Source organism: Pseudomonas sp. LBUM1662 (genome assembly GCF_059695915.1).
Window position 1 is genome coordinate 2,332,624 of record NZ_CP166793.1, and the last position, 19,099, is coordinate 2,351,722.

Below are 19,099 nucleotides of genomic sequence, written 5' to 3' on the forward strand. Positions count from 1 at the left end.
TCAAAATGCTCCACCTGGCAGGGACCCTTCACTGGACCCGGCTGCCGCAGACACTGATCGACCTGAAGACTGGAAGGACCCGGCCGCCGACGAGGACGTACCGCCAGCGGATGAGCCAACCCCTTTATCCGATGACAGGCGATAAACAGAACCCGGCCAATGTGCCGGGTTTTTTATAAAACCGTCAGCGCTGACCGGGCAGACTGGACGCGATGACGATGGGGCGCCGCTCCAGATTCAACGCCAGCACACTGATCAGTACCACCATTGCACCGGCCCCGACCATTAACGTCGGCTGCTCACCCAGGGCAAACGCCGCAATGGCCATGGCTGTCGGCGGAATCAGGTACAGCGTCATGGTCGCGCGACTCAGGTCGATGTGCGCCAGCACAAACGCCCAGGCGAGGTAGGCGAGGGCGCTGGGGAACACGCCCAATGCAATCACTGCCCATTGCACGTGAATCGGCGCGCTGACGACCTTGCCGGCCAACCCCGGCAGGTAAATCAGCAACAGCGCCGTGCCCGACCAGACGGTATAACAAACCAGCGTCAACCCGTCGTAGCGCCCGGAATGATGCTTCTGCAACGCGAAGTAAAAACTCCATGACACGGCCGCCAGCAAGATCAGCAACCCGTGCGCATCAAGGCTGCCCAGCCCACGATCGCCCGCCACCACAATCACCACGCCGATCAATCCCAACAACACACACGCCCAGCGCCAGGCGCTGACCCGGTCCTTGAACACGAACCGCGCCAGCAAGGTGCTGAACAACGGCGTCGATTGCGCCAACACACTGGAGGCGCCGGCGCTGACGCTTTGCTGGCCGATATTCAGGGCGACGTGGTGCAGACTCACGGCAAAGAAACCCAGGGCGAACAGCAGCGGCAGATCGCGAAGCTTCGGCAAGCTGATGCCTTTGCACGCGGCGACGACGGCCATGAACACCGACGCAATCAGAAAGCGCAGCAGCGCCAAGTGGCCGGGGTCATAGGCCTGCAAACCGAGGTGGATGCCGGTCGGTGAGTAACCCCAGCAGGCGACGACAAACGCCATGGCCAGGAGGATTTTGAGGGTGTGCGAAGAGGGCTTCATGGTCGATCACCGGAGGGTTGATGCGCCGAGTATCGGAAGCCTGACCATTCGCCACAACTGACTTATACTGCGGCAACTGTTCACTTTAGGTGATGTATGGAATTGGCGCAGATTCGCATGTTCAAGACCGTGGCCGAGGTCGGCAGCATCGCCCGGGCGGCGGAGCTGCTGCATTGCGTGCCGTCGAACATCACGGCACGCATCAAGTCGCTGGAAGCGGAGTTGGGCGTGGCGCTGTTTCTGCGCGAGGGCCGAGGCTTGCGCATCAGCCCGGCGGGGCAGACGTTTCTGTCTTACGCCTCGAAGATTCTGGCGCTGACCGTCGAAGCTAAACGTGCGGTGGACCCCTCGGCCGAACCTTCCGGCCCGCTGCGTATCGGCGCCATCGAGTCCTCGGCCACCGGTCGCCTGCCGCGCCTGCTGGCCAAGTTTCACAAGCGTTATCCCGGCGTCGCGCTGGAGCTGACCACCGGCACCTGGAGCCAACTGCTCGATGACACCCTCAATCATCGGCTCGACGGTGCAATCGTCGCGGTGGATGTCGAGCGATCGCAACTCAAGCGCACGCCGATGTACCGCGAAGAACTGCTGCTGATCGCCTCGACCTCCCTGGGGCCGGTGCGTGATATCGCCGATTTGCAGGACAAGACCGTGTTCATGTGGCCACAAGGCTGCCCTTATCGGGCCGCATTGGAGCATTGGCTGTTGCGGCAAGGGCAGGCGCTGCCGATTGTCAGCCTGGCCAGTTATGGGGCGATTGTCGGGTGTGTCAGTGCCGGGGCCGGGGTCGCGCTGGTGCCCAAAGGGGTGTTTGACCAGTACGCCAAAGGGGCGGGGTGCGCGGGGTTTGAGTTCCCTGAGCTGACGGCCATCGACAACCTGTTTTACTGGCACGAAAACGCCGGGGTTCACCCGGCGCGAGAAGCGTTTGTGGCGATGTTGCGTGAGGAGTTTTTGCCGGGGTAGGCGGAAGTTGATCGGGTTATCCGTCGCTGATGGAGAGGCGTCACCTGTAGGAAATTTCTCGAGCTTGAGCGAGAACCGTCCTACATAAAATTCAAGCAAGAGGGCGCCAGACTATCGGACACTTTTTGCTCTCTGGATTCGGTAATGACGACATTTGTACTTCGGCTACCTGACGGTTTACGTCAAAAACTAAAACGCGCCGCCAAGGCAAACAGGCGAAGTTTGAACGGCGAGATTATCGCTCGAATGGAACGTGCATTAGCGGATATATCCATGAGTGAACTTGATGATGAAATCAGGTTCTTGTTGATTCGCGAAGTACTTGCATTGGAACACTCGACAGTCAGTACAGGCGCCAGGACGGCTTTGGACGGATGACTCCACTTTTTTCCAGGCTGAGTCTTTCGCGTTGCAATCCTTCATGTCGAAGCGTGAAAAGAACAGCGTTTGTCAGTCTGATCCGTTCTAAACGACTACTCGAACTGGATCCAAAACTGGCCGTCGATGTTTCCGGCAGACGCTGGAAAATCAAAGTCGTACTAAATAGACTACCGGCCCTGCTAGGAAATTTCCTACAAGGCAGAAGGATGAATCCTTCGTCTGGAGCAGTAGGACGTTGCCACAATTCTGTCTTCAGTTTTGGTAGAGCAACTAGTGAAGATGGACTCACTTAGCGTTCTTGTATTAGAAGATAAATCGATTCAGCGCGGTGTTTTGGTCAACGCTTTGAAACACTTGGGAGTCATCGATATCTTGCAAGCGGATAGTACCGAACGGGCTATGACGAAGATCAATCGACCCGGGGGCGTGGACATTGTGCTCTGCGACCTGCGTAACACGGCCCTCAACTGCCTGGGGTTTTTGCACACCGTCGGCCAGAACCGCATGGTTCGCGCTGTCGCGCTGAGCAGCGAGGTACGGCCGGAAATGCGTCGGGCCGTGGGGCAGATGACCTGTTTTTCGAAATTGCAGTTGCTCGGGGAGTTGAGCAACCCGATGCAGCCCGGTTCATTGCAGGGTGTGTTGCATCGCTACCGGCACCGCCGCCATGCGTCTGCCGTTGAATCTTCACCGTTGCACAAGCTGCCCAGTGAAGAGGAAGTCCGTCAGGGCCTGGCGTCGGGTGATTTCAAAGCCTGGTTCCAGCCCAAGTTCGAGATGACCAGTGGTGCGGTGGTGGGGGTTGAGGCGCTGGCGCGTTGGGAACATCCTGTCAGGGGGCTGTTGCTGCCCAAAGACTTCCTGGCCGCGGTGCTGGCGTATGACCTCATTGATGAGATGTTCAAGCAAATGCTGGAGCAGGGGATGAGTCTGTTGCTTGCCCTGCGCGATCGTGGTCTCAGTCTGCAATTCGGCTTCAATCTTCACGCTTCGCAACTGACCCGCAATGACCTGACCGACCATATTCTGGGGCGCTTGAAGTGCCACGATTTCCCCGGATCGACCTTGTTGTTCGAAGTGGCGGAAAACGGTCTGCTCGGCGCCCCCCAGGTTGCCCAGGATAACTTGCTGCGCCTGCGTGCCATGGGATGCGCTCTTTCAATCGATGGATTCGGCCTGGGGTTTTCCTCGCTGAAGCTGCTCTGTCAGTCACCTTTCAACCAATTGAAGCTCGCCGGCCAGCTTGTCCAGGACATTTCTGACTCGCGCACCCGGCCAATGATCACCAGTGCCCTGGCACTTTCGCGGTCCCTTGACATGAGCCTGGTCATCGAGGGGGTGAGCAGCGAGGTGATTCGAGATGCAGTGGTCGAAATCGGCTGTTCATTAGGTCAGGGTTTTCATTTGGCGCCGCCGATGGATTCGAGCCGGCTCATGCAATGGCTGCAGAACCGGGAAATACGAAAAGAATAATAACGGTCGTCGACTGGCGAGTGATGTAGAGGTGAGTGCTTCTTTGTACGGTTATAGGTTCCGTTATCTTGTGATGCATGACCTTTCCGTCATCGGTTGTGTCCGGTGCGTATTACAGCGAGGTTCAAATGCATAAAGCGTTGGTTGTGGACGATCATCCATTCATTCGGGCAACGGTGAAAATTCTGCTACAGAGAGAGGAGTTCGGGCTGATCGTCGAGGCTGATAATGGTGCGGACGCGGTGCAACTGGCTCGCCAGCATGTCCCGTCGCTGATCGTTCTGGATATCGCCATGCCGAAGCTGGACGGCCTGGAAGTCATCAGTCGGATTGTTGCGCTGAAACTTCCGTGCAAGGTACTGATATTGACTTCCCAATCGCCGGCCTTTTATGCCATGCGCTGTATGAAGGCCGGTGCGGCTGGTTATATTTCAAAAACCGACGAATTGGGCGAACTGAGCAAAGCGATCAAGGCGCTTATGGCGGGCTATACCTTTTTTCCCAATCTGTCAGGTAATTCCGTACGCCGGAATGATATCGATGCGACCGAACTGGATATGATCCGGTGTTTGTCCGATCGTGAACTCATGATCTTGCAGCAACTTGCACGTGGCTTGAGCAACAAGGAAATCGGCGATGCAATGTTATTAAGCAACAAGACCGTCAGTACGTATAAAACCCGTTTGATCGAAAAGCTTAATGTCAAGTCGGTGGTCTATCTGGCCGACTTTGCCAAGCGGAATAACTTGATCTGAATGAGAATGCCTCTGCGTAACTACCTGCTTGCGGTGTTTGTGTTCGGCCAGTTGGGAAGTATTTCGTCGGCCCATGGCGGTGCGCAAACCTTGAAACTGTCCATTCACTCAAGTGATGAAAGCTTCATCGTTGGTTCGCAGGAATCGGACGTGCACTGGCTACGCACCTCAAGGCCACGGCAACCGGACATTTCCGCGCTGGGTCTCAGTGCGGCCGAACAACGTTGGCTGGCCAAACACCCTCGATTGAGAGTGGCCGTCAACGATAGCCTCGTCCCCGTGTCTTTCTTCGACCCGTGGGGTGTGTACCGGGGAATCAGCGCCGAAGTGCTCACTAAAATCAGTCAGCGCACCGGATTGAAGTTCGATGTGGTGCGCGGTCATTCAATGGACGAACTGATCCGGCAGATCAAGCAGGGCGACGCCGATCTGATCGCGGCCTTCAACGCCAGCGCTGAAAAGGACGCCGAGCTGCGGGTGACCCGCGCTTACCTGACCGACCCGAATGTGCTGATGAACAAGGTCGAGCCGGGCAGCCCGGGAGCGCGGGAGGCCATGGCCAGTACCTTCGGTTTGCTGTCGGTCAAGGTGGGTTTCGCCACCGACCGCAAAGCCGTGGAGCTGCTGTCGATTCTGGATAAAGCCCTGCAACACATTCCCCCGCAAGAATTGCAGGCATTGACCGGGCAATGGCACGACGACGCGGTCGTGGATGAGGGCATCTGGCTGCACCGCCGGTCGGTGATCGTTCCGGGTTTCATGATCTTCGGGCTGTTATTGCTCGCGGCCGTGGGCTGGATCATTTACCTGCGTCGATTGATTGTGACCCGCGAAAAGGCCGAGCTGGCGCTCAACGACCAGATGGAATTCATGCGCGCCATGATCGATGGCACCCCGCACCCGATCTATGTCCGTGACCGCGAAGGGCGGCTGGTGAGTTGCAACTCGGTCTACCTTGACGTGGTGGGGGCCAGTCTCGAGAAGTTGATCGGCAAGAAAATCACCGACAGCCCGCAGCTCTTTTATGCCGACACCGCGGCCATTCATGAAGAGTACTTGCGGGTGATGGATGAGGGCTCCCGGGAGATTCAGGATCGGGTCCTGAAAAGGCGAACCGGTGTCGTCCATACGGTTTACCACTGGATCCTGCCTTATCGTTCAAGCGATGGCGTGGTCAAGGGCATGATTGGTGGCTGGATCGATATCAGCGAACGCCAGCGTCTGTTCGATGAATTGCAGAATGCGAAGATAGGTGCCGATGACGCCAACCGGGCGAAAACCACGTTTTTGGCCACCATGAGCCATGAAATCCGCACCCCGATGAATGCCGTGATCGGCATGCTCGAACTGGCGATGAAGAAGGCGGACAAAGGCATCATGGACCGGTTCGCCATCGAGGTGGCGTCCGGCGCAGCGCGTGGCTTGCTGGACCTGATCGGCGACATTCTGGATATCGCGCGAATTGAATCCGGGCGTCTTTTCCTGGCGCCGGAGCGCGCAGGATTGCGGGAGTTGGTGGAATCGGTGACGCGCATGTTCGAAGGCGTGGCCCGGCAAAAAGGCTTGCGCCTGCTGCTGGATTTTGACCCGCAGGCCAGTCGCGACGTGTTGATCGATCCGCTGCGCTTCAAGCAGATTCTGTCCAATCTGCTGAGCAACGCCATCAAGTTTACCGACGAGGGCAGCGTGCGCTTGAGCGTGCAAGCCGCACCAGGCAGCTGCGACGAGCGCCTGATGATTCATGTGCAGGTCAAGGATTCCGGGATCGGTATTTGCGCACAGGATCAAGCGCAGTTGTTCAGTCCTTTCACTCAGGCCCGCACCAATCACCAGTCGGCGCGCGGTGGTTCGGGGCTTGGGTTGTCCATCAGCCGTACTCTGTGTGAAATGATGAAGGGGCAGCTGCACCTGAGCAGTGCGCCGGGCGAAGGTACGCAGGTTGATATCTCGCTCGATCTGCTGGTCTTGCAACCCTTGCCCGCGGCCACGGTGTCGGTGACCGAGCTGGAGGCCCAGCAGTGGGTGCTCAATATTCTGGTGGTCGACGATTACCCGGCCAACCGTTTGTTGCTGTCCCAGCAGCTGACCTATCTCGGTCATGGGGTCAGTGACGCCGAAGACGGTGCTCATGGCTTGCGTGCCTGGCGCACCGGTTCCTTCGATGTGGTGATTACCGATTGCAACATGCCGGTCATGAACGGCTATGAATTGACGCGGGCGATTCGCGATCTGGAAAAATCGTCTGGCGCCAAGCCTTGCCTGATCCTGGGGTTCACCGCCAATGCCCAGCCGGAGGAAAAGGAGCGGTGCATGGCAGAAGGGATGGACGATTGCCTGTTCAAACCCATCAGTCTTGCGGACTTGAGTGCTCGACTGGCCTCGATACAACCCTGCACCGAGCCATTACCGCGTGGCGGGACGCTTTTCGAGACAGGCAACACCATCGATCTGAGCAGCCTGCAGCAACTGACCTGTGGCGATCCCTGCGCCATTGACCATTTGCTTGGCGATCTGGCCGTGAGTAACGAAGAGGACATGTTGCGTCTGATCAGGCTGTTTGGCGAACATGACTTGCCGGGGCTTTCCGATCTGGCGCACAGGGTCAAGGGTGGGGCGCGGATCATCAAGGCATACGGCTTGATCGTCTGTTGCGAGCAGTTGGAAGCGGTCTGCATGGGGGGCGAATCTGCATCGTTGACGGAAGCGGTCGACGCCTTGCAGCAAGCCATGGAGCAATTGGCACAAACGCTCGAGTTGCACAGGTGTGCTGACGAGCAGCAATTGGCTGTGGTTGCCGAGTGATTGTCGGAAAAATCCTACATACAGGCAGAAATTTCCTAAAGATCCGCCTCGGCCAAGTCCCGACAATGCGTTCACATCTTCGATTGTGAGCCCTTGCCAATGCCCATGCGTCCGTTACGTATCCTCGTTCTTGGTGCCCCCCACTTTCAGCGATTGATCTCGGGCAAAATGCGGTCGCAGCCAGATTGCCAGGAGATCTTCGAAGTGGCTGACTGGGTACAGGCCCTGGCGATAATCGAACGGGTGGGACCGGTGGATATCACGCTGTGCGACCTGCGTTTCGAGGGGGTGAATAACCTGGAGCTGCTGCAGAGCGTCGGTCGATCGGGCCTGATGGGGGCGATCATCATCTGCAGTCCACTGCCGGCAGACGTGCTTCGGGCGGTGAGGCAGATTGTTTCGCCATTGGGAATGGTCCTGCTGGGGGACTTCAATGAATATTCACCGATGCGTCCATTGCAGGCATTGCTGGAAAAAAAGAACAGCGAATGTTTCGAGATACCCGTCTCGCCTCCTGTGACAGCGTTGATCCATGAAGAAGATGTGCGTCAGGCCTTTACCCAGCGGCAATTGCAGACGTGGTTCCAACCCAAGTTCGACCTGCTGACGGGAGAGGTTTGCAGCATCGAAACCCTGGCGCGCTGGCATCATCCTTTCAAAGGCGTCCTGCCGCCCTCGGTGTTCATTCCGGTCATCGAGCAGTGTGGTTTGCTTGATGAACTGCTGTTCATGCAACTGGAACAAGGCCTGAACCTGCAACGCCAGGCACTTGAACAGGGCGTTTCGCTGAATGTCGCCTTCAATCTGCAGGTCTCGCAACTCGCCAATGCCCACCTCATCCCCAGGATCCGCATGGTTCTGGATATTCATGATGTGCCCGGTTCAGGGCTGACGTTCGAACTGACGGAAACGGGACTGCTCGAAGTACCGCCCGCCAGCCTGGAAAGACTGACGTGCCTGCGGATGATGGGGTGCGGCCTGTCGATCGATGACTTTGGCGCGGGGTTTTCCTCATTGCAACGGCTATGCCAGCTGCCCTTCAACGAAATCAAACTCGATGCCGGTTTCGTTCGTGGCGTGATGCACGAACCGCGTTGCCGCGCCGTGATCAGCAGCACCCTGGCGCTGGGCGATGCGTTGGGCATGGCCGTTGTCGCCGAAGGCATCGAAACCGAAGAACAACGACGAGTGCTGCTGGAACTCGGGTGTACGCAAGGGCAAGGCTATTGGTGCGCCCGGCCGATGCCGGGAGCGGACCTGTTGCAGTGGCTAGACCTCCAGCAAACGGTCAGCGGCAGGTTCTCGGCCATTATCTGATCGATGTCTTGCTTGAATGCCCAGCGGTTCAGGCCCGTGATTGTAAAACCCGCAATTATCCACTTGGAAACGACAATTGCATTATCCGGACTCTTTCAATAGGGAGGCTATATCACACAGTGATGAGGGCCGCACTTGCGGGTGATCTGTACCATACTCCTTGTATGCATGACCCTTTGAGTCGCCGGTATTTTCCGGTTCGTCTTGTAGAGAGGTTTATATGCATAAGGCGTTGGTGGTAGACGATCATCCGTTCATTCGGGCTGCTGTAAAAGTGTTGCTTGAGCGTGATCAATTTGAACTCATCGTCGAGGCCGACAATGGCGTCGATGCAGTGCAAATGGCTCGTCAACATGAACCGGCACTTATTCTGCTGGATATCGCCATGCCAGGCCTGGACGGACTGGAAGTCATCAGCCGGATCCGCGCACTGAAACTGTCGAGTCGGATCTTGATATTGACCGCCCAGCCAGCGTCTTTCTATGCCATGCGCTGCATGAAGGCGGGCGCCGCCGGATATATCTCGAAGACCGACGATTTGAGCGAATTGAGCAAAGCGATCAAGGCGCTCATGGCCGGTTATACCTTCTTTCCCAATCTGGCAGGCCATTCCGTACGTCGATCTGATGTCGATTGCACCGAGATGGAGATGATCCGCGAACTGTCCGATCGTGAACTGATTATTTTGCAGCAACTTGCCCGCGGCCTGAGCAACAAGGAAATCGGCGATGCCATGTTGTTAAGCAACAAGACCGTCAGTACCTATAAAACCCGCCTGATCGAAAAGCTCAACGTTAAATCGGTGGTGTATCTGGCCGACTTTGCCAAGCGCAATAATCTGGTCTAAATGAAAACTCTTCTGCTTGACTATCTGCTTGCCGTACTTCTACTCGGTCAGTCGGGAGGTATTGCTTCAGCCCAGGCCGAGGCGCAATCCCTGAACCTCTTCGGCCGTTCGAGTGGCGAGAACTACACCGTCGTGCTGGACGAGTCGGACTGGCGCTGGTTGCGCAACAAGAACTCACTGCGCCTGGGCGTGTCCGCGCCGGACTATGCGCCCTTCGACATCATCACCAATGGCCAGGATTACGAGGGGATCACGGCGGATTACGCCGAGCGGCTGGCCACCCTGTTGCACACCAGCATCGAGGTACGTCGTTACGACTCTCGCGCCGAAGTGATCCAGGCACTCAAACTCGGCGAGCTGGACCTGGTGGGCACTGCCAACAGCTTCGATGCGACAGATCCGGTGTTGGCGCTGTCCAGTCCCTACGCGCAGGCCCCGTCGGCGCTTGTGACCCGCAGTGGCAGCCAGGTGTTGAAGCCAGACCTGGCTGACAGTCGCCTGGCCATGCTTGACCGCTTTCAGCCAACGGACGCCATCAGTGCGGCCTATCCCAAGGCGCAATTGCAGCTTCACCCCTCGGCCCAGAGCGCAATTGGTGCGGTGGCCTTTGGTCAGGCGGATGCCTACGTGGGCGATCTCATCAGCACTCACTATCTGGTGAATAAACACTACCTGAACGACGTTCGACTGACGACGTTGCCAGGCGTGTATGCGACGCAGTTTTCCTTCGCCATACACCCGAACAACCGTCGATTGCTGCACATCGTCAATACCGCCCTGGCGGTGATCCCCATCACGGATCGCATGACAATCCTGCGCCGTTGGAGCGCCGGTGACATGAGCATTACCGGTCTTAATCCACTTCAGTTCAGTGCGGCTGAACAACGCTGGCTGGAAAAACATCCGCGTCTGACGGTGGCCGTCAACGATAGCTACGCGCCCCTGTCGTTTTTTGATGAGCAGGGTGAGTTACGGGGTATCAGTGCCGAGGTCCTGGCGAAGGTCAGCCAGCGTACCGGTTTGAAATTCAATGTGCTGCGCAGCAGCTCGACGGACAACATGATCAAGCTGATCAAAAAGGGCAACGCCGATCTGATCGCGGCATTCAATCCCAGTACCGAGCGAGCCAGCGAGCTGCGTTTCACCCGCCCTTATTTGACCAACCCGTTTGTGCTGGTCACTCGGAACGAGTCGGGCAGCCCCGAAAGACTGGAGGACATGGCCGGCAAAAAACTGGCACTGCGGCGTGGCAATGCGCTGCATGATTTCATCCGCCAGAATTATCCGGGCATTGAGTTGATACAGACACCGGCTTCAGCCGATGCGATGGCGTTGGTGGCCAAGGGGGAGGCGGACGGTGCCATCAATGCGCTGATCAACGGGCGTTACTTGATCATGCGCGACTACCGCGACCGCTTGCGCATGGCCAGTATCGTCGGCGTGTTGTCGGCGCAAATCGGCTTCGCCACCGATCGCGGGGCGCTGGAGCTGTATTCGATCCTGGACAAAGCCCTGCAAAGCATTCCCCCGGAAGAACTGGATGAATTGACGGGCCGGTGGCACCACGACGTGGTGATCGACAATAGCAGCTGGCGGCAAAATCGCACCGTGGTCATCCAGGGTTTTGTCCTGTTCGCGCTGTTGTTGCTGGTGGCCGTGGGCTGGATCATTTACTTGCGCCAGTTGATGGCCAAACACGAAAAGGCCGAGTTGGCGCTCAACGATCAGATGGAGTTCATGCGCGTCTTGATCGACGGCACGCCCCACCCGATTTATGTCCGTGATCGTCAGGGGCGCCTGATCAGTTGCAATACTGCTTACCTGGACGTGGTGGGCGTCCCGCGCGAGACGGTAATGGGCAAGCAGATTACCGACAGCGTACTGCTCAGTCATGCCGACGCTCAGGTCTATCATGACGAATACATGCAGGTGATGGAGGAGGGGACGCGATGGATCCAGGATCGCGCCATCACCCGCAAAGACGGCTCGGTACACACGGTGTATCACTGGATGCTGCCCTATCGCACCAGCGATGGCGTGGTCACCGGCATCATTGCCGGCTGGATCGACATCAGCGAACGCCAGCTGCTGTTCGATCAATTGCAGAATGCCAAGAAAAGTGCCGATGACGCCAACCGGGCGAAAACCACCTTCCTGGCCACCATGAGCCATGAAATCCGCACGCCGTTGAATGCAGTGATCGGCATGCTCGAACTGGCGATGATGAAGGCTGATCAAGGCGTCATGGACCGGTTCGCCATCGAAGTCGCCTCTGGTGCCGCACGGGGGCTGCTGGAGCTGATCGGCGACATTCTCGATATCGCCCGCATCGAATCCGGCCGCCTGTCGCTGTCCCCGGAACGGGCCAACCTGCGTGAGCTGGTGGAATCGGTGGTGCGGATGTTCGAAGGGGCGGCCCGGCAAAAAGGGCTGCGGCTGTTGCTGGATTTCGACCTCAAGGCTTGTTGCGATGTCCTGATCGATCCGCTGCGCTTCAAACAGATTCTTTCCAACCTGTTGAGCAATGCGATCAAGTTCACCGACGAAGGCGAGGTGCGTTTGAGCGTGAGGGCTGCGCCCAACGTGTGCGGCGAGCGGCTGGCGATTCATGTGCAAGTCAAGGATACCGGCATCGGTATTTCCGCCAAGGATCAAGAGCAGCTGTTTAGCCTTTTCGGTCAGGCCAGCAATCACCACCAGTCGGCGCGGGGAAGTTCGGGGCTGGGCCTGGTCATCAGCCGTACCCTGTGTGAAATGATGCACGGGCAGTTGCACCTGACCACCGTGCTGGGCAAAGGCACGCAGGTTGATATTCACCTCAACTTGCTCATCCTGGAGCCCTTGCCCGCTGCCGAGTTGCCGACAGCCGAACCGGTGTCTCAGGCGGGGATGCTCAACATCCTGGTGATCGACGACTACCCGGCCAACCGCTTGTTGCTCTCCCAGCAATTGAGCTACCTCGGCCACGGCGTCAGCGACGCCGAAGACGGTGCTCTTGGCCTGCGTGCCTGGCGCAACGGCCACTTCGATGTGGTGATTACCGACTGCAACATGCCCGTCATGAACGGCTATGAGCTGACGCGAGCCATACGTGATGAGGAACAGGCTTCGGGCGCCAAGCCTTGCCTGATCCTGGGGTTTACCGCCAATGCCCAGGCGGATGAAAAAGACCGCTGCCTGGCAGAGGGGATGGACGATTGCCTGTTCAAGCCGATCAGTCTCGGCGACCTGAGTGCCCGACTCGCCTCGATCCAGCCCGGCACCGAGTCACGGCCGGTGGGCGGCAAGGTGTACGCGATTGAAGGCGACCTCGACCTCAGTAGCCTGGAGCAATTGACCCATGGCGATCACAACGCCATCGACCGTTTGCTGGGCGATCTGGCCGCCAGTAACGAAGAGGACATGTTGCGGCTGATCAAACTGTTCAGTGCCCATGACCTGTCGGGGCTTTCCAGCCTGGCCCATCGGGTCAAGGGCGGCGCACGCATCGTCAAGGCAAACGGTTTGATCCAGTGCTGCGAGCAATTGGAGGACGCCTGTCTGGGGGCGGACTCTGCCTTATTGACCGAGGCGGTGGATGCGTTGCTGCAAGCGATGGAGCGGTTGGCGCAAACCCTGGAGCAGCGCCTGGTCGATCCGGCCCTTTAGATCCCGGCGCTCGCGCAGCCAAGGAACGTGCGCCTGTCCTTGGGAAATTTCCTACATTCATAAAGGAAATTTCCAGAGATACTCAGCGCAAGTCCGGACCCTCGGCATCGTTCATCCGGGCAACGGTCAGTATCTGAAAACCACAAAACCAACGTGAATTCGGTCTTGCCGACTTCGCCAAGCGAATAGTCTGATCTGAATGAAAATTCTCCTGCGTAACTATCTGCTTGCGGTGCTTTTACTCGGCCAGTTGGGAAGTGTTTCGACCGTACAGGCCCAAGTGCAGTCCCTGAATCTCTTCGGCCGTTCGAATGGCGAGCGTTATGCCGTCCCTCTGGATGACGCCGACTGGCGTTGGCTGCGCAGCAAGAGCTCATTGCGTCTGGGCGTGTCCGCGCCGGGCTATCCCCCCTTCGACATCGTCACTAATGGTTTGGATTACGAGGGGATCACCGCGGACTACGCCGAGCTGCTGGGCAACCTGCTGCACGTCAAGATCGAGGTGCGTCGTTACGACTCTCGCGCCGAAGTGATCCAGGCACTCAAGCGCGGTGAGCTGGACCTGGTTGGCACTGCCAATGGTTGCGATGCGCAAGATCCCGCGTTGGCGCTGACCAGTGACTATGTAGACGCCCCGTCGGTGCTGGTCACCCGCAGTGGCGTCGACCCGGTGTTGACGCCCGACCTGGCCGGCAGTCGCCTGGCCCTGCTGGATCACTATCAGCCGACAGACAGCGTCAGTGCCGCCTATCCCAAGGCTGAGCTGCAGCTTTACCCGTCGGTCCAGCGCGCTATCGGGGCCGTGGCGTTTGGTCAGGCGGACGGCTTCCTGGGGGATCTCATCAGTTCCCACTATCTGGTCAGCAAACACTTCCTCAATGACGTGCGCCTGGCCACGTTGCCGGGCGTGTTCACCACGCATTTCGCCTTCGCCGTCAACCAGAGCAGCAGTCGGTTGCTGACCATCGTCAATGCCGCGCTGGCGGCGATCCCCACCACGGAGCGCATGACGATTCTGCGCCGCTGGAGCGCGGGCGACATGAGCATGACCGGCCTACATCCACTCCAACTCAGTGCAGCCGAACAACGTTGGCTGAAAAAGCATCCGCGCCTGACCGTGGCCGTCAACGATAGCCTCGCTCCCGTTTCTTTCTTCGATGAGCAGGGGGAGTTTCGGGGGATCAGTGCCGAGGTCCTGGCCAAAATCAGCCAGCGCACCGGTTTGAAATTCGATGTGCTGCGTGGCGATTCGATGACTCCGTTGATCGAGAAAATCACAAGTGGTGAAGCCGACCTGATCGCGTCGTTCATTCCCAGTGCCGAACGCGAAAGCGAGTTGCGGTTCACCCGCCCTTATTTGACCAATCCATTTGTCCTGATCACTCCAGACGAGTCAGGCAAGCCCGCAACACTGGAGTCCATGGTCGGCAAAAAACTGGCCATCCGGCGCGGCAATGCGCTGCTTGATTTCATCAATCAGACATTCCCCGGCATTCAACTGATCAAGACAACGACGGCGGCCGAAGCCATGGCGTTGGTGGCCGAAGGGGAGGCGGACGGCGCCATCAATTCGCTGATCAACGGGCGTTACTTGATCTTGCGCGAATACCGCGACCGTCTGCGCGTGGCCGGCATCGTCGGTTCGCAGCTGGTCCAGACCGGTTTCGCGACCGACCGTGGGGCGCTGGAGCTGTATGCGATCCTGGACAAGGCCCTGCGAAGCATTCCCCCGGAAGAACTGGATGAATTGACGGGCCGCTGGCACCACGACGTGGTCATCGATAACGGCAGCTGGCTGCACCATCGCTCAGCGATCATTCAGGGGTTTGTCCTGTTCGCGCTGCTGCTGATGGTGGCCGTGGGCTGGATCATTTATTTGCGCCAGTTGATGTCCAAACGGGAAAAGGCCGAGCTGGCGCTCAACGATCAGATGGAGTTCATGCGCGTCCTGATTGACGGCACGCCCCACCCGATTTACGTCCGTGACCGTCTGGGGCGCCTGGTGAGTTGCAACTCGGCTTACCTGGACGTGCTGGGCGTCCCGCGCGAGACGGTGATGGGCCAGCAGATTACCGACAGCATCCTGATCGGACCGTCCGATGCCCAGACCTTTCAGGCCGAGTACGTGAGGGTGATGGAGGAGGGGACGCGATGGATTCAGGACCGTACCTACACCCATAAAGATGGCGTGGTCCACACGGTGTATCACTGGATGTTGCCGTACCACACCAGTGACGGCGTGGTCGCCGGCATCATCGCCGGCTGGATCGATATCAGCGACCGTCAGCGATTGCTCGATGAATTGCAGAGCGCCAAGAAAAGTGCCGATGACGCCAACCGGGCGAAAACCACCTTCCTGGCCACCATGAGCCATGAAATCCGCACCCCGATGAATGCCGTGATCGGCATGCTCGAACTGGCGATGAAGAGGGCCGACCAGGGCGTCATGGACCGGTTCGCCATCGAAGTCGCCGCAGGCGCGGCACGGGGGCTGCTGGACCTGATCGGCGACATTCTCGACATTGCCCGCATTGAATCCGGCCGCCTTTCCCTGGCCCCGGCACGGGCCAATCTGCGTGAGCTGGTGGAATCGGTGGTGCGGATGTTCGAAGGCGTGGCGCGGCAGAAGGGTTTGCGGTTGTTGCTGAATTTCGACCTCAAGGCCGGTTGCGATGTCCTGATCGATCCGCTGCGCTTCAAGCAGATTCTTTCCAACCTGCTGAGCAACGCGATCAAGTTCACCGATGAAGGCGAGGTGCGTTTGAGCGTGCAGGCCGTGCCCGGCGCGGGCGGCGAGCGCTTGGCGCTGCATGTGCAAGTCAAGGACACCGGCATCGGCATTTCCGCCAAGGATCAGGAGCAGTTGTTCAGCCCTTTCGGCCAGGCCAGCAATCATCACCAGTCGGCGCGGGGCGGTTCGGGGCTGGGCCTGGTCATCAGCCGGACCCTGTGTGAAATGATGCAAGGGCAATTGCACCTGACCAGCGTGCCGGGCAAGGGCACGCAGGTTGATATCTGCCTTGACCTGGTGGTGTTGAAACCCATGCCCGCTGCCGAGTTGCCGGCGTCCGAACTGGCGTCCCAGGCCGGGGTGCTCAACATCCTGGTGATCGACGATTACCCGGCCAACCGTTTGCTGCTCTCCCAGCAACTGTCTTTCCTCGGCCACGACGTCAGCGATGCCGAGGACGGTGCCCACGGCCTGCGCGCCTGGCGCAACGGCCACTTCGATGTGGTCATCACCGACTGCAACATGCCGGTCATGAACGGTTATGAGCTGACCCGGGCGATTCGTGATGAAGAACGGTCTTCGGGGGCCGAGCCTTGCCTGATCCTGGGGTTCACGGCCAATGCCCAGCCGGATGAAAAGGACCGCTGCCTGGCAGAAGGCATGAACGATTGCCTGTTCAAGCCGATCAGTCTCGGGGACCTGAGTGCCCGGCTCGCCTCGGTTCAACCTGGCGCCGAGTCAGTGGCGGTGGGCGGGAAGGTGTATGCGATGGAAGACGACATCGACCTGGCCAGCTTGCAGCAACTGACCCGTGGCGATGGCGCCGCGATCCAGAACTTGCTGGGCGATCTGGGCACCAGTAACGAAGAGGACATGTTGCGGCTGATCAAGTTGTTCGGCGAGCATGACTTGCCGGGCCTTTCCGATCTGGCCCATCGGGTCAAGGGCGGCGCCCGAATCATCAAGGCGAGCCGTTTGATCCAGTGCTGCGAACGGTTGGAAGCCGCCTGCATGGGGGCGGATTCCACTGTGCTGACGGAGGCCGTGGATGCGTTGCAGCAGGCGATGGAGCGGTTGGCGCAAGCGCTGGAGCAGCGCATCGGTGATCCGGCGATGTAGGTCCACGCCCGGCATTGGCTATTCGACGTTGAAAACGATCCCGTCTTCTCTGGCGATCTGTCGCGCTTTATCGATTTTCATCCTCATGGCTCTGGCAGATTCCTTGAGCGTGCGCCCGGCGTCAGCGTGCTCGCGCAGGGCGCGTGCGAGTTTTGTGCGCACGACTTGCTGCGTCTTGTGATGGCCAGAGGCATGCCGCACTGAATGAACCCCGCTGTGGCCGGCCGGAACGTTCTGGATGGTCTTTCCGGTTGCAAAGAACTGCGCTTTGTAATGTTCCAGTTCTGCAGCAAGGATTTCACGTGGGTGAAGTTTGGATTCGTCACTCACGGCAGACTCCAAGGGGGTTTCGTTTGAGGCTTCTTCTGGGGAAAGTGCTGGGGTATTCATGGTTTAAACGTTTCTATAGAAGTGAATACTTGCGTAAATCATGCGCGGGGTTACTCCGCAAGTTTGCAACCCTGTCGTTTGTTAAGTTGTTGCAACAATCTTTCCATTTGCAGTGTCAGGTTCTGCAGGGTGGCGGCGCCTCTGTCGCGATCTTCACCTCGCCACGATTCGCTGTGCGCGGTTAATAACTTGAGGTTTTCTTCGTGTCGCCTGAGTAAGATCCGCAGTTGTTTTCGCTCTTTCATCACGTCGGACTCTGTCTTGGGGAAGTGGGCCGATACCCGAATTGAACTTGCGTTAAACATTAGTGATGGAAGTCGTGACCTGTCTGTAGGAAATTTCGCAAGGAACAAACAATCCTCCAGCGCTCTGTCGGAATACTCCAAATCATCACCTTGGGAAATTTCCTACACTCAGAAGGAAGTTTCCTAGAGATACCCACAGGTCTGGCGCGGACAATTGGCTCATCCCTTTTAGAGTGAGCCGCTCCCATGCCCATGCTCCCGTTTCGCGTTCCGGTATTTGGCGACAACGCCTTCCATCGCTCGATGGCGGTCAGCATGCTGGGCTCACCTTTAGACGCGCCGGCCGTGCCGCCAGTGGCTGTGCTGGCCACAGAAGAGGAGGTGCGCCGCGCATTCAGCGACCAGCAGTTGCAGACTTACTTTCAGCCCAAATTCAACTTGCTGACCGGTGAAGTGTGCAGTGTCGAAGCCCTGGCCCGTTGGCACCATCCGTTCAAGGGGGTATTGCCGCCGTCGGTGTTCCTGCCGGTGATCGAGCAGTGCGGATGGATGGATGACTTGCTGTTCTTTCAACTGGATCAAGGGTTGCGGCTCCAGCGCCAGGCACTTAATCAGGGAATCTCGCTGAACATCGCCTTCAATCTGCAGGCTGCGCAACTGGTCAATGCCGAACTCGCGGGTCGGATCAAGACGATGCTCTGTGTCCATGAATTGCCCGGTTCAGGGCTGACATTCGAATTGACCGAAACGGGGCTGATCGAAGCGCCGTCGACCAGCCTGGAAAACCTGGTGCGCCTGCGGATGATGGGCTGTGATCTGTCGATCGATGATTTCGGCGCCGGGTTTTCATCGCTGCAGCGCTTGTGTCAGTTGCCGTTCAACGAAATCAAACTCGACGCTGAATTCGTTCGCGGGCTCAAGCAAGAGCCGCGTTGCCGCGCCGTTATCAGCAGCACCCTGGCGCTGGGCCAGGCGTTGGGCATGACGGTGGTGATCGAAGGGATCGAAACTGAAGAAGAACGTCAGGTATTGCTGCAACTTGGGTGCACTCAAGGGCAGGGCTATTTGTGTGCGCGACCAATGATGGCGGCGGATTTATTGAATTGGCTGGAACTTCAGTCAATGGTTGCCTTTAGTTGATTCGTAAGTTATTGAGCGATTTGTAAAGTTTTCGCCTCGTCAGCTTTTGTGAGGTTGCTTGATATCGATTTAGCAGGAAATTTCCTACAGGTAGCAGGAAATTTCCTAACTTAATTCGCTGGGCAAGTCGAGACAATAGAGTCTCGTAGTTCCTGGGTGGGCCCTGTTTTTAAATAAGGCGAAGTGCTGATT

General features: G+C 58.1%; 12 protein-coding genes. 10 read left to right on the plus strand and 2 right to left on the minus strand.

The window, feature by feature from the left end; all coding sequences use genetic code 11:
- Nucleotides 1-184 precede the first annotated feature (184 nt).
- Nucleotides 185-1,093: a DMT family transporter gene (locus tag ACA049_RS10550; protein WP_497335205.1), complete on the minus strand. Its 909-nt coding sequence runs from the start codon at nucleotides 1,091-1,093 to the stop codon at nucleotides 185-187.
- A 96-nt stretch (nucleotides 1,094-1,189) separates the two neighbouring features.
- On the opposite strand from ACA049_RS10550, the gene ACA049_RS10555 reads away from it, so the two are divergent.
- The 9 genes from ACA049_RS10555 (at nucleotide 1,190) to ACA049_RS10595 (ending at nucleotide 17,132) form a co-directional block, all read left to right on the plus strand.
- Entirely contained in the window at nucleotides 1,190-2,059 is an 870-nt protein-coding gene (locus ACA049_RS10555; RefSeq protein ID WP_094468157.1) for a LysR substrate-binding domain-containing protein, read from the plus strand.
- Between the two features lie 144 nt (nucleotides 2,060-2,203).
- On the plus strand, nucleotides 2,204-2,437 hold the full coding sequence (locus tag ACA049_RS10560; protein WP_497335207.1) for an Arc family DNA-binding protein: 234 nt from the start codon (nucleotides 2,204-2,206) through the stop codon (nucleotides 2,435-2,437).
- 402 nt (nucleotides 2,438-2,839) lie between these two features.
- Complete coding sequence (locus ACA049_RS10565; RefSeq protein ID WP_497335209.1) at nucleotides 2,840-3,913, plus strand: EAL domain-containing response regulator; 1,074 nt, start codon at nucleotides 2,840-2,842, stop codon at nucleotides 3,911-3,913.
- A gap of 128 nt (nucleotides 3,914-4,041) precedes the next feature.
- The gene (locus tag ACA049_RS10570; RefSeq protein ID WP_497335211.1) at nucleotides 4,042-4,668 is read left to right on the plus strand and encodes a response regulator; all 627 of its coding nucleotides are present in this window, start codon (nucleotides 4,042-4,044) and stop codon (nucleotides 4,666-4,668) included.
- Nucleotides 4,669-7,470, plus strand: coding sequence for an ATP-binding protein (locus ACA049_RS10575; protein WP_497335213.1), 2,802 nt, complete (start codon nucleotides 4,669-4,671; stop codon nucleotides 7,468-7,470).
- Between the two features lie 204 nt (nucleotides 7,471-7,674).
- A complete protein-coding gene (locus ACA049_RS10580) occupies nucleotides 7,675-8,787 on the plus strand; it encodes an EAL domain-containing response regulator (RefSeq protein ID WP_497335215.1) in 1,113 nt (370 codons plus the stop codon).
- 220 nt (nucleotides 8,788-9,007) lie between these two features.
- Nucleotides 9,008-9,634 (plus strand): response regulator, encoded by a 627-nt coding sequence (locus ACA049_RS10585; protein ID WP_497335217.1) that lies wholly within the window; start codon nucleotides 9,008-9,010, stop codon nucleotides 9,632-9,634.
- Nucleotides 9,635-13,282, plus strand: a complete 3,648-nt coding sequence (locus ACA049_RS10590) for a transporter substrate-binding domain-containing protein (RefSeq protein WP_497335219.1) — start codon at nucleotides 9,635-9,637, stop codon at nucleotides 13,280-13,282.
- Nucleotides 13,283-13,481: 199 nt separating this feature from the next.
- On the plus strand, nucleotides 13,482-17,132 hold the full coding sequence (locus tag ACA049_RS10595) for a transporter substrate-binding domain-containing protein (RefSeq protein WP_497335221.1): 3,651 nt from the start codon (nucleotides 13,482-13,484) through the stop codon (nucleotides 17,130-17,132).
- A gap of 18 nt (nucleotides 17,133-17,150) precedes the next feature.
- Here the strand turns inward: ACA049_RS10595 and ACA049_RS10600 are convergent, their stop codons facing one another.
- The gene (locus ACA049_RS10600) at nucleotides 17,151-17,462 is read right to left on the minus strand and encodes a hypothetical protein (RefSeq protein ID WP_497335223.1); all 312 of its coding nucleotides are present in this window, start codon (nucleotides 17,460-17,462) and stop codon (nucleotides 17,151-17,153) included.
- A gap of 551 nt (nucleotides 17,463-18,013) precedes the next feature.
- On the opposite strand from ACA049_RS10600, the gene ACA049_RS10605 reads away from it, so the two are divergent.
- Entirely contained in the window at nucleotides 18,014-18,907 is an 894-nt protein-coding gene (locus ACA049_RS10605; protein ID WP_497335225.1) for an EAL domain-containing protein, read from the plus strand.
- Nucleotides 18,908-19,099: the final 192 nt, after the last annotated feature.

Coding starts and splice junctions, on each gene's coding strand:
- ACA049_RS10550 (WP_497335205.1), bottom strand. CDS start 1,093: ATGAAGCCCTCTTCGCACACCCTCAAAATCCTCCTGGCCATGGCGTTT.
- ACA049_RS10555 (WP_094468157.1), top strand. CDS start 1,190: ATGGAATTGGCGCAGATTCGCATGTTCAAGACCGTGGCCGAGGTCGGC.
- ACA049_RS10560 (WP_497335207.1), top strand. CDS start 2,204: ATGACGACATTTGTACTTCGGCTACCTGACGGTTTACGTCAAAAACTA.
- ACA049_RS10565 (WP_497335209.1), top strand. CDS start 2,840: ATGACGAAGATCAATCGACCCGGGGGCGTGGACATTGTGCTCTGCGAC.
- ACA049_RS10570 (WP_497335211.1), top strand. CDS start 4,042: ATGCATAAAGCGTTGGTTGTGGACGATCATCCATTCATTCGGGCAACG.
- ACA049_RS10575 (WP_497335213.1), top strand. CDS start 4,669: ATGAGAATGCCTCTGCGTAACTACCTGCTTGCGGTGTTTGTGTTCGGC.
- ACA049_RS10585 (WP_497335217.1), top strand. CDS start 9,008: ATGCATAAGGCGTTGGTGGTAGACGATCATCCGTTCATTCGGGCTGCT.
- ACA049_RS10590 (WP_497335219.1), top strand. CDS start 9,635: ATGAAAACTCTTCTGCTTGACTATCTGCTTGCCGTACTTCTACTCGGT.
- ACA049_RS10595 (WP_497335221.1), top strand. CDS start 13,482: ATGAAAATTCTCCTGCGTAACTATCTGCTTGCGGTGCTTTTACTCGGC.
- ACA049_RS10605 (WP_497335225.1), top strand. CDS start 18,014: ATGCCCATGCTCCCGTTTCGCGTTCCGGTATTTGGCGACAACGCCTTC.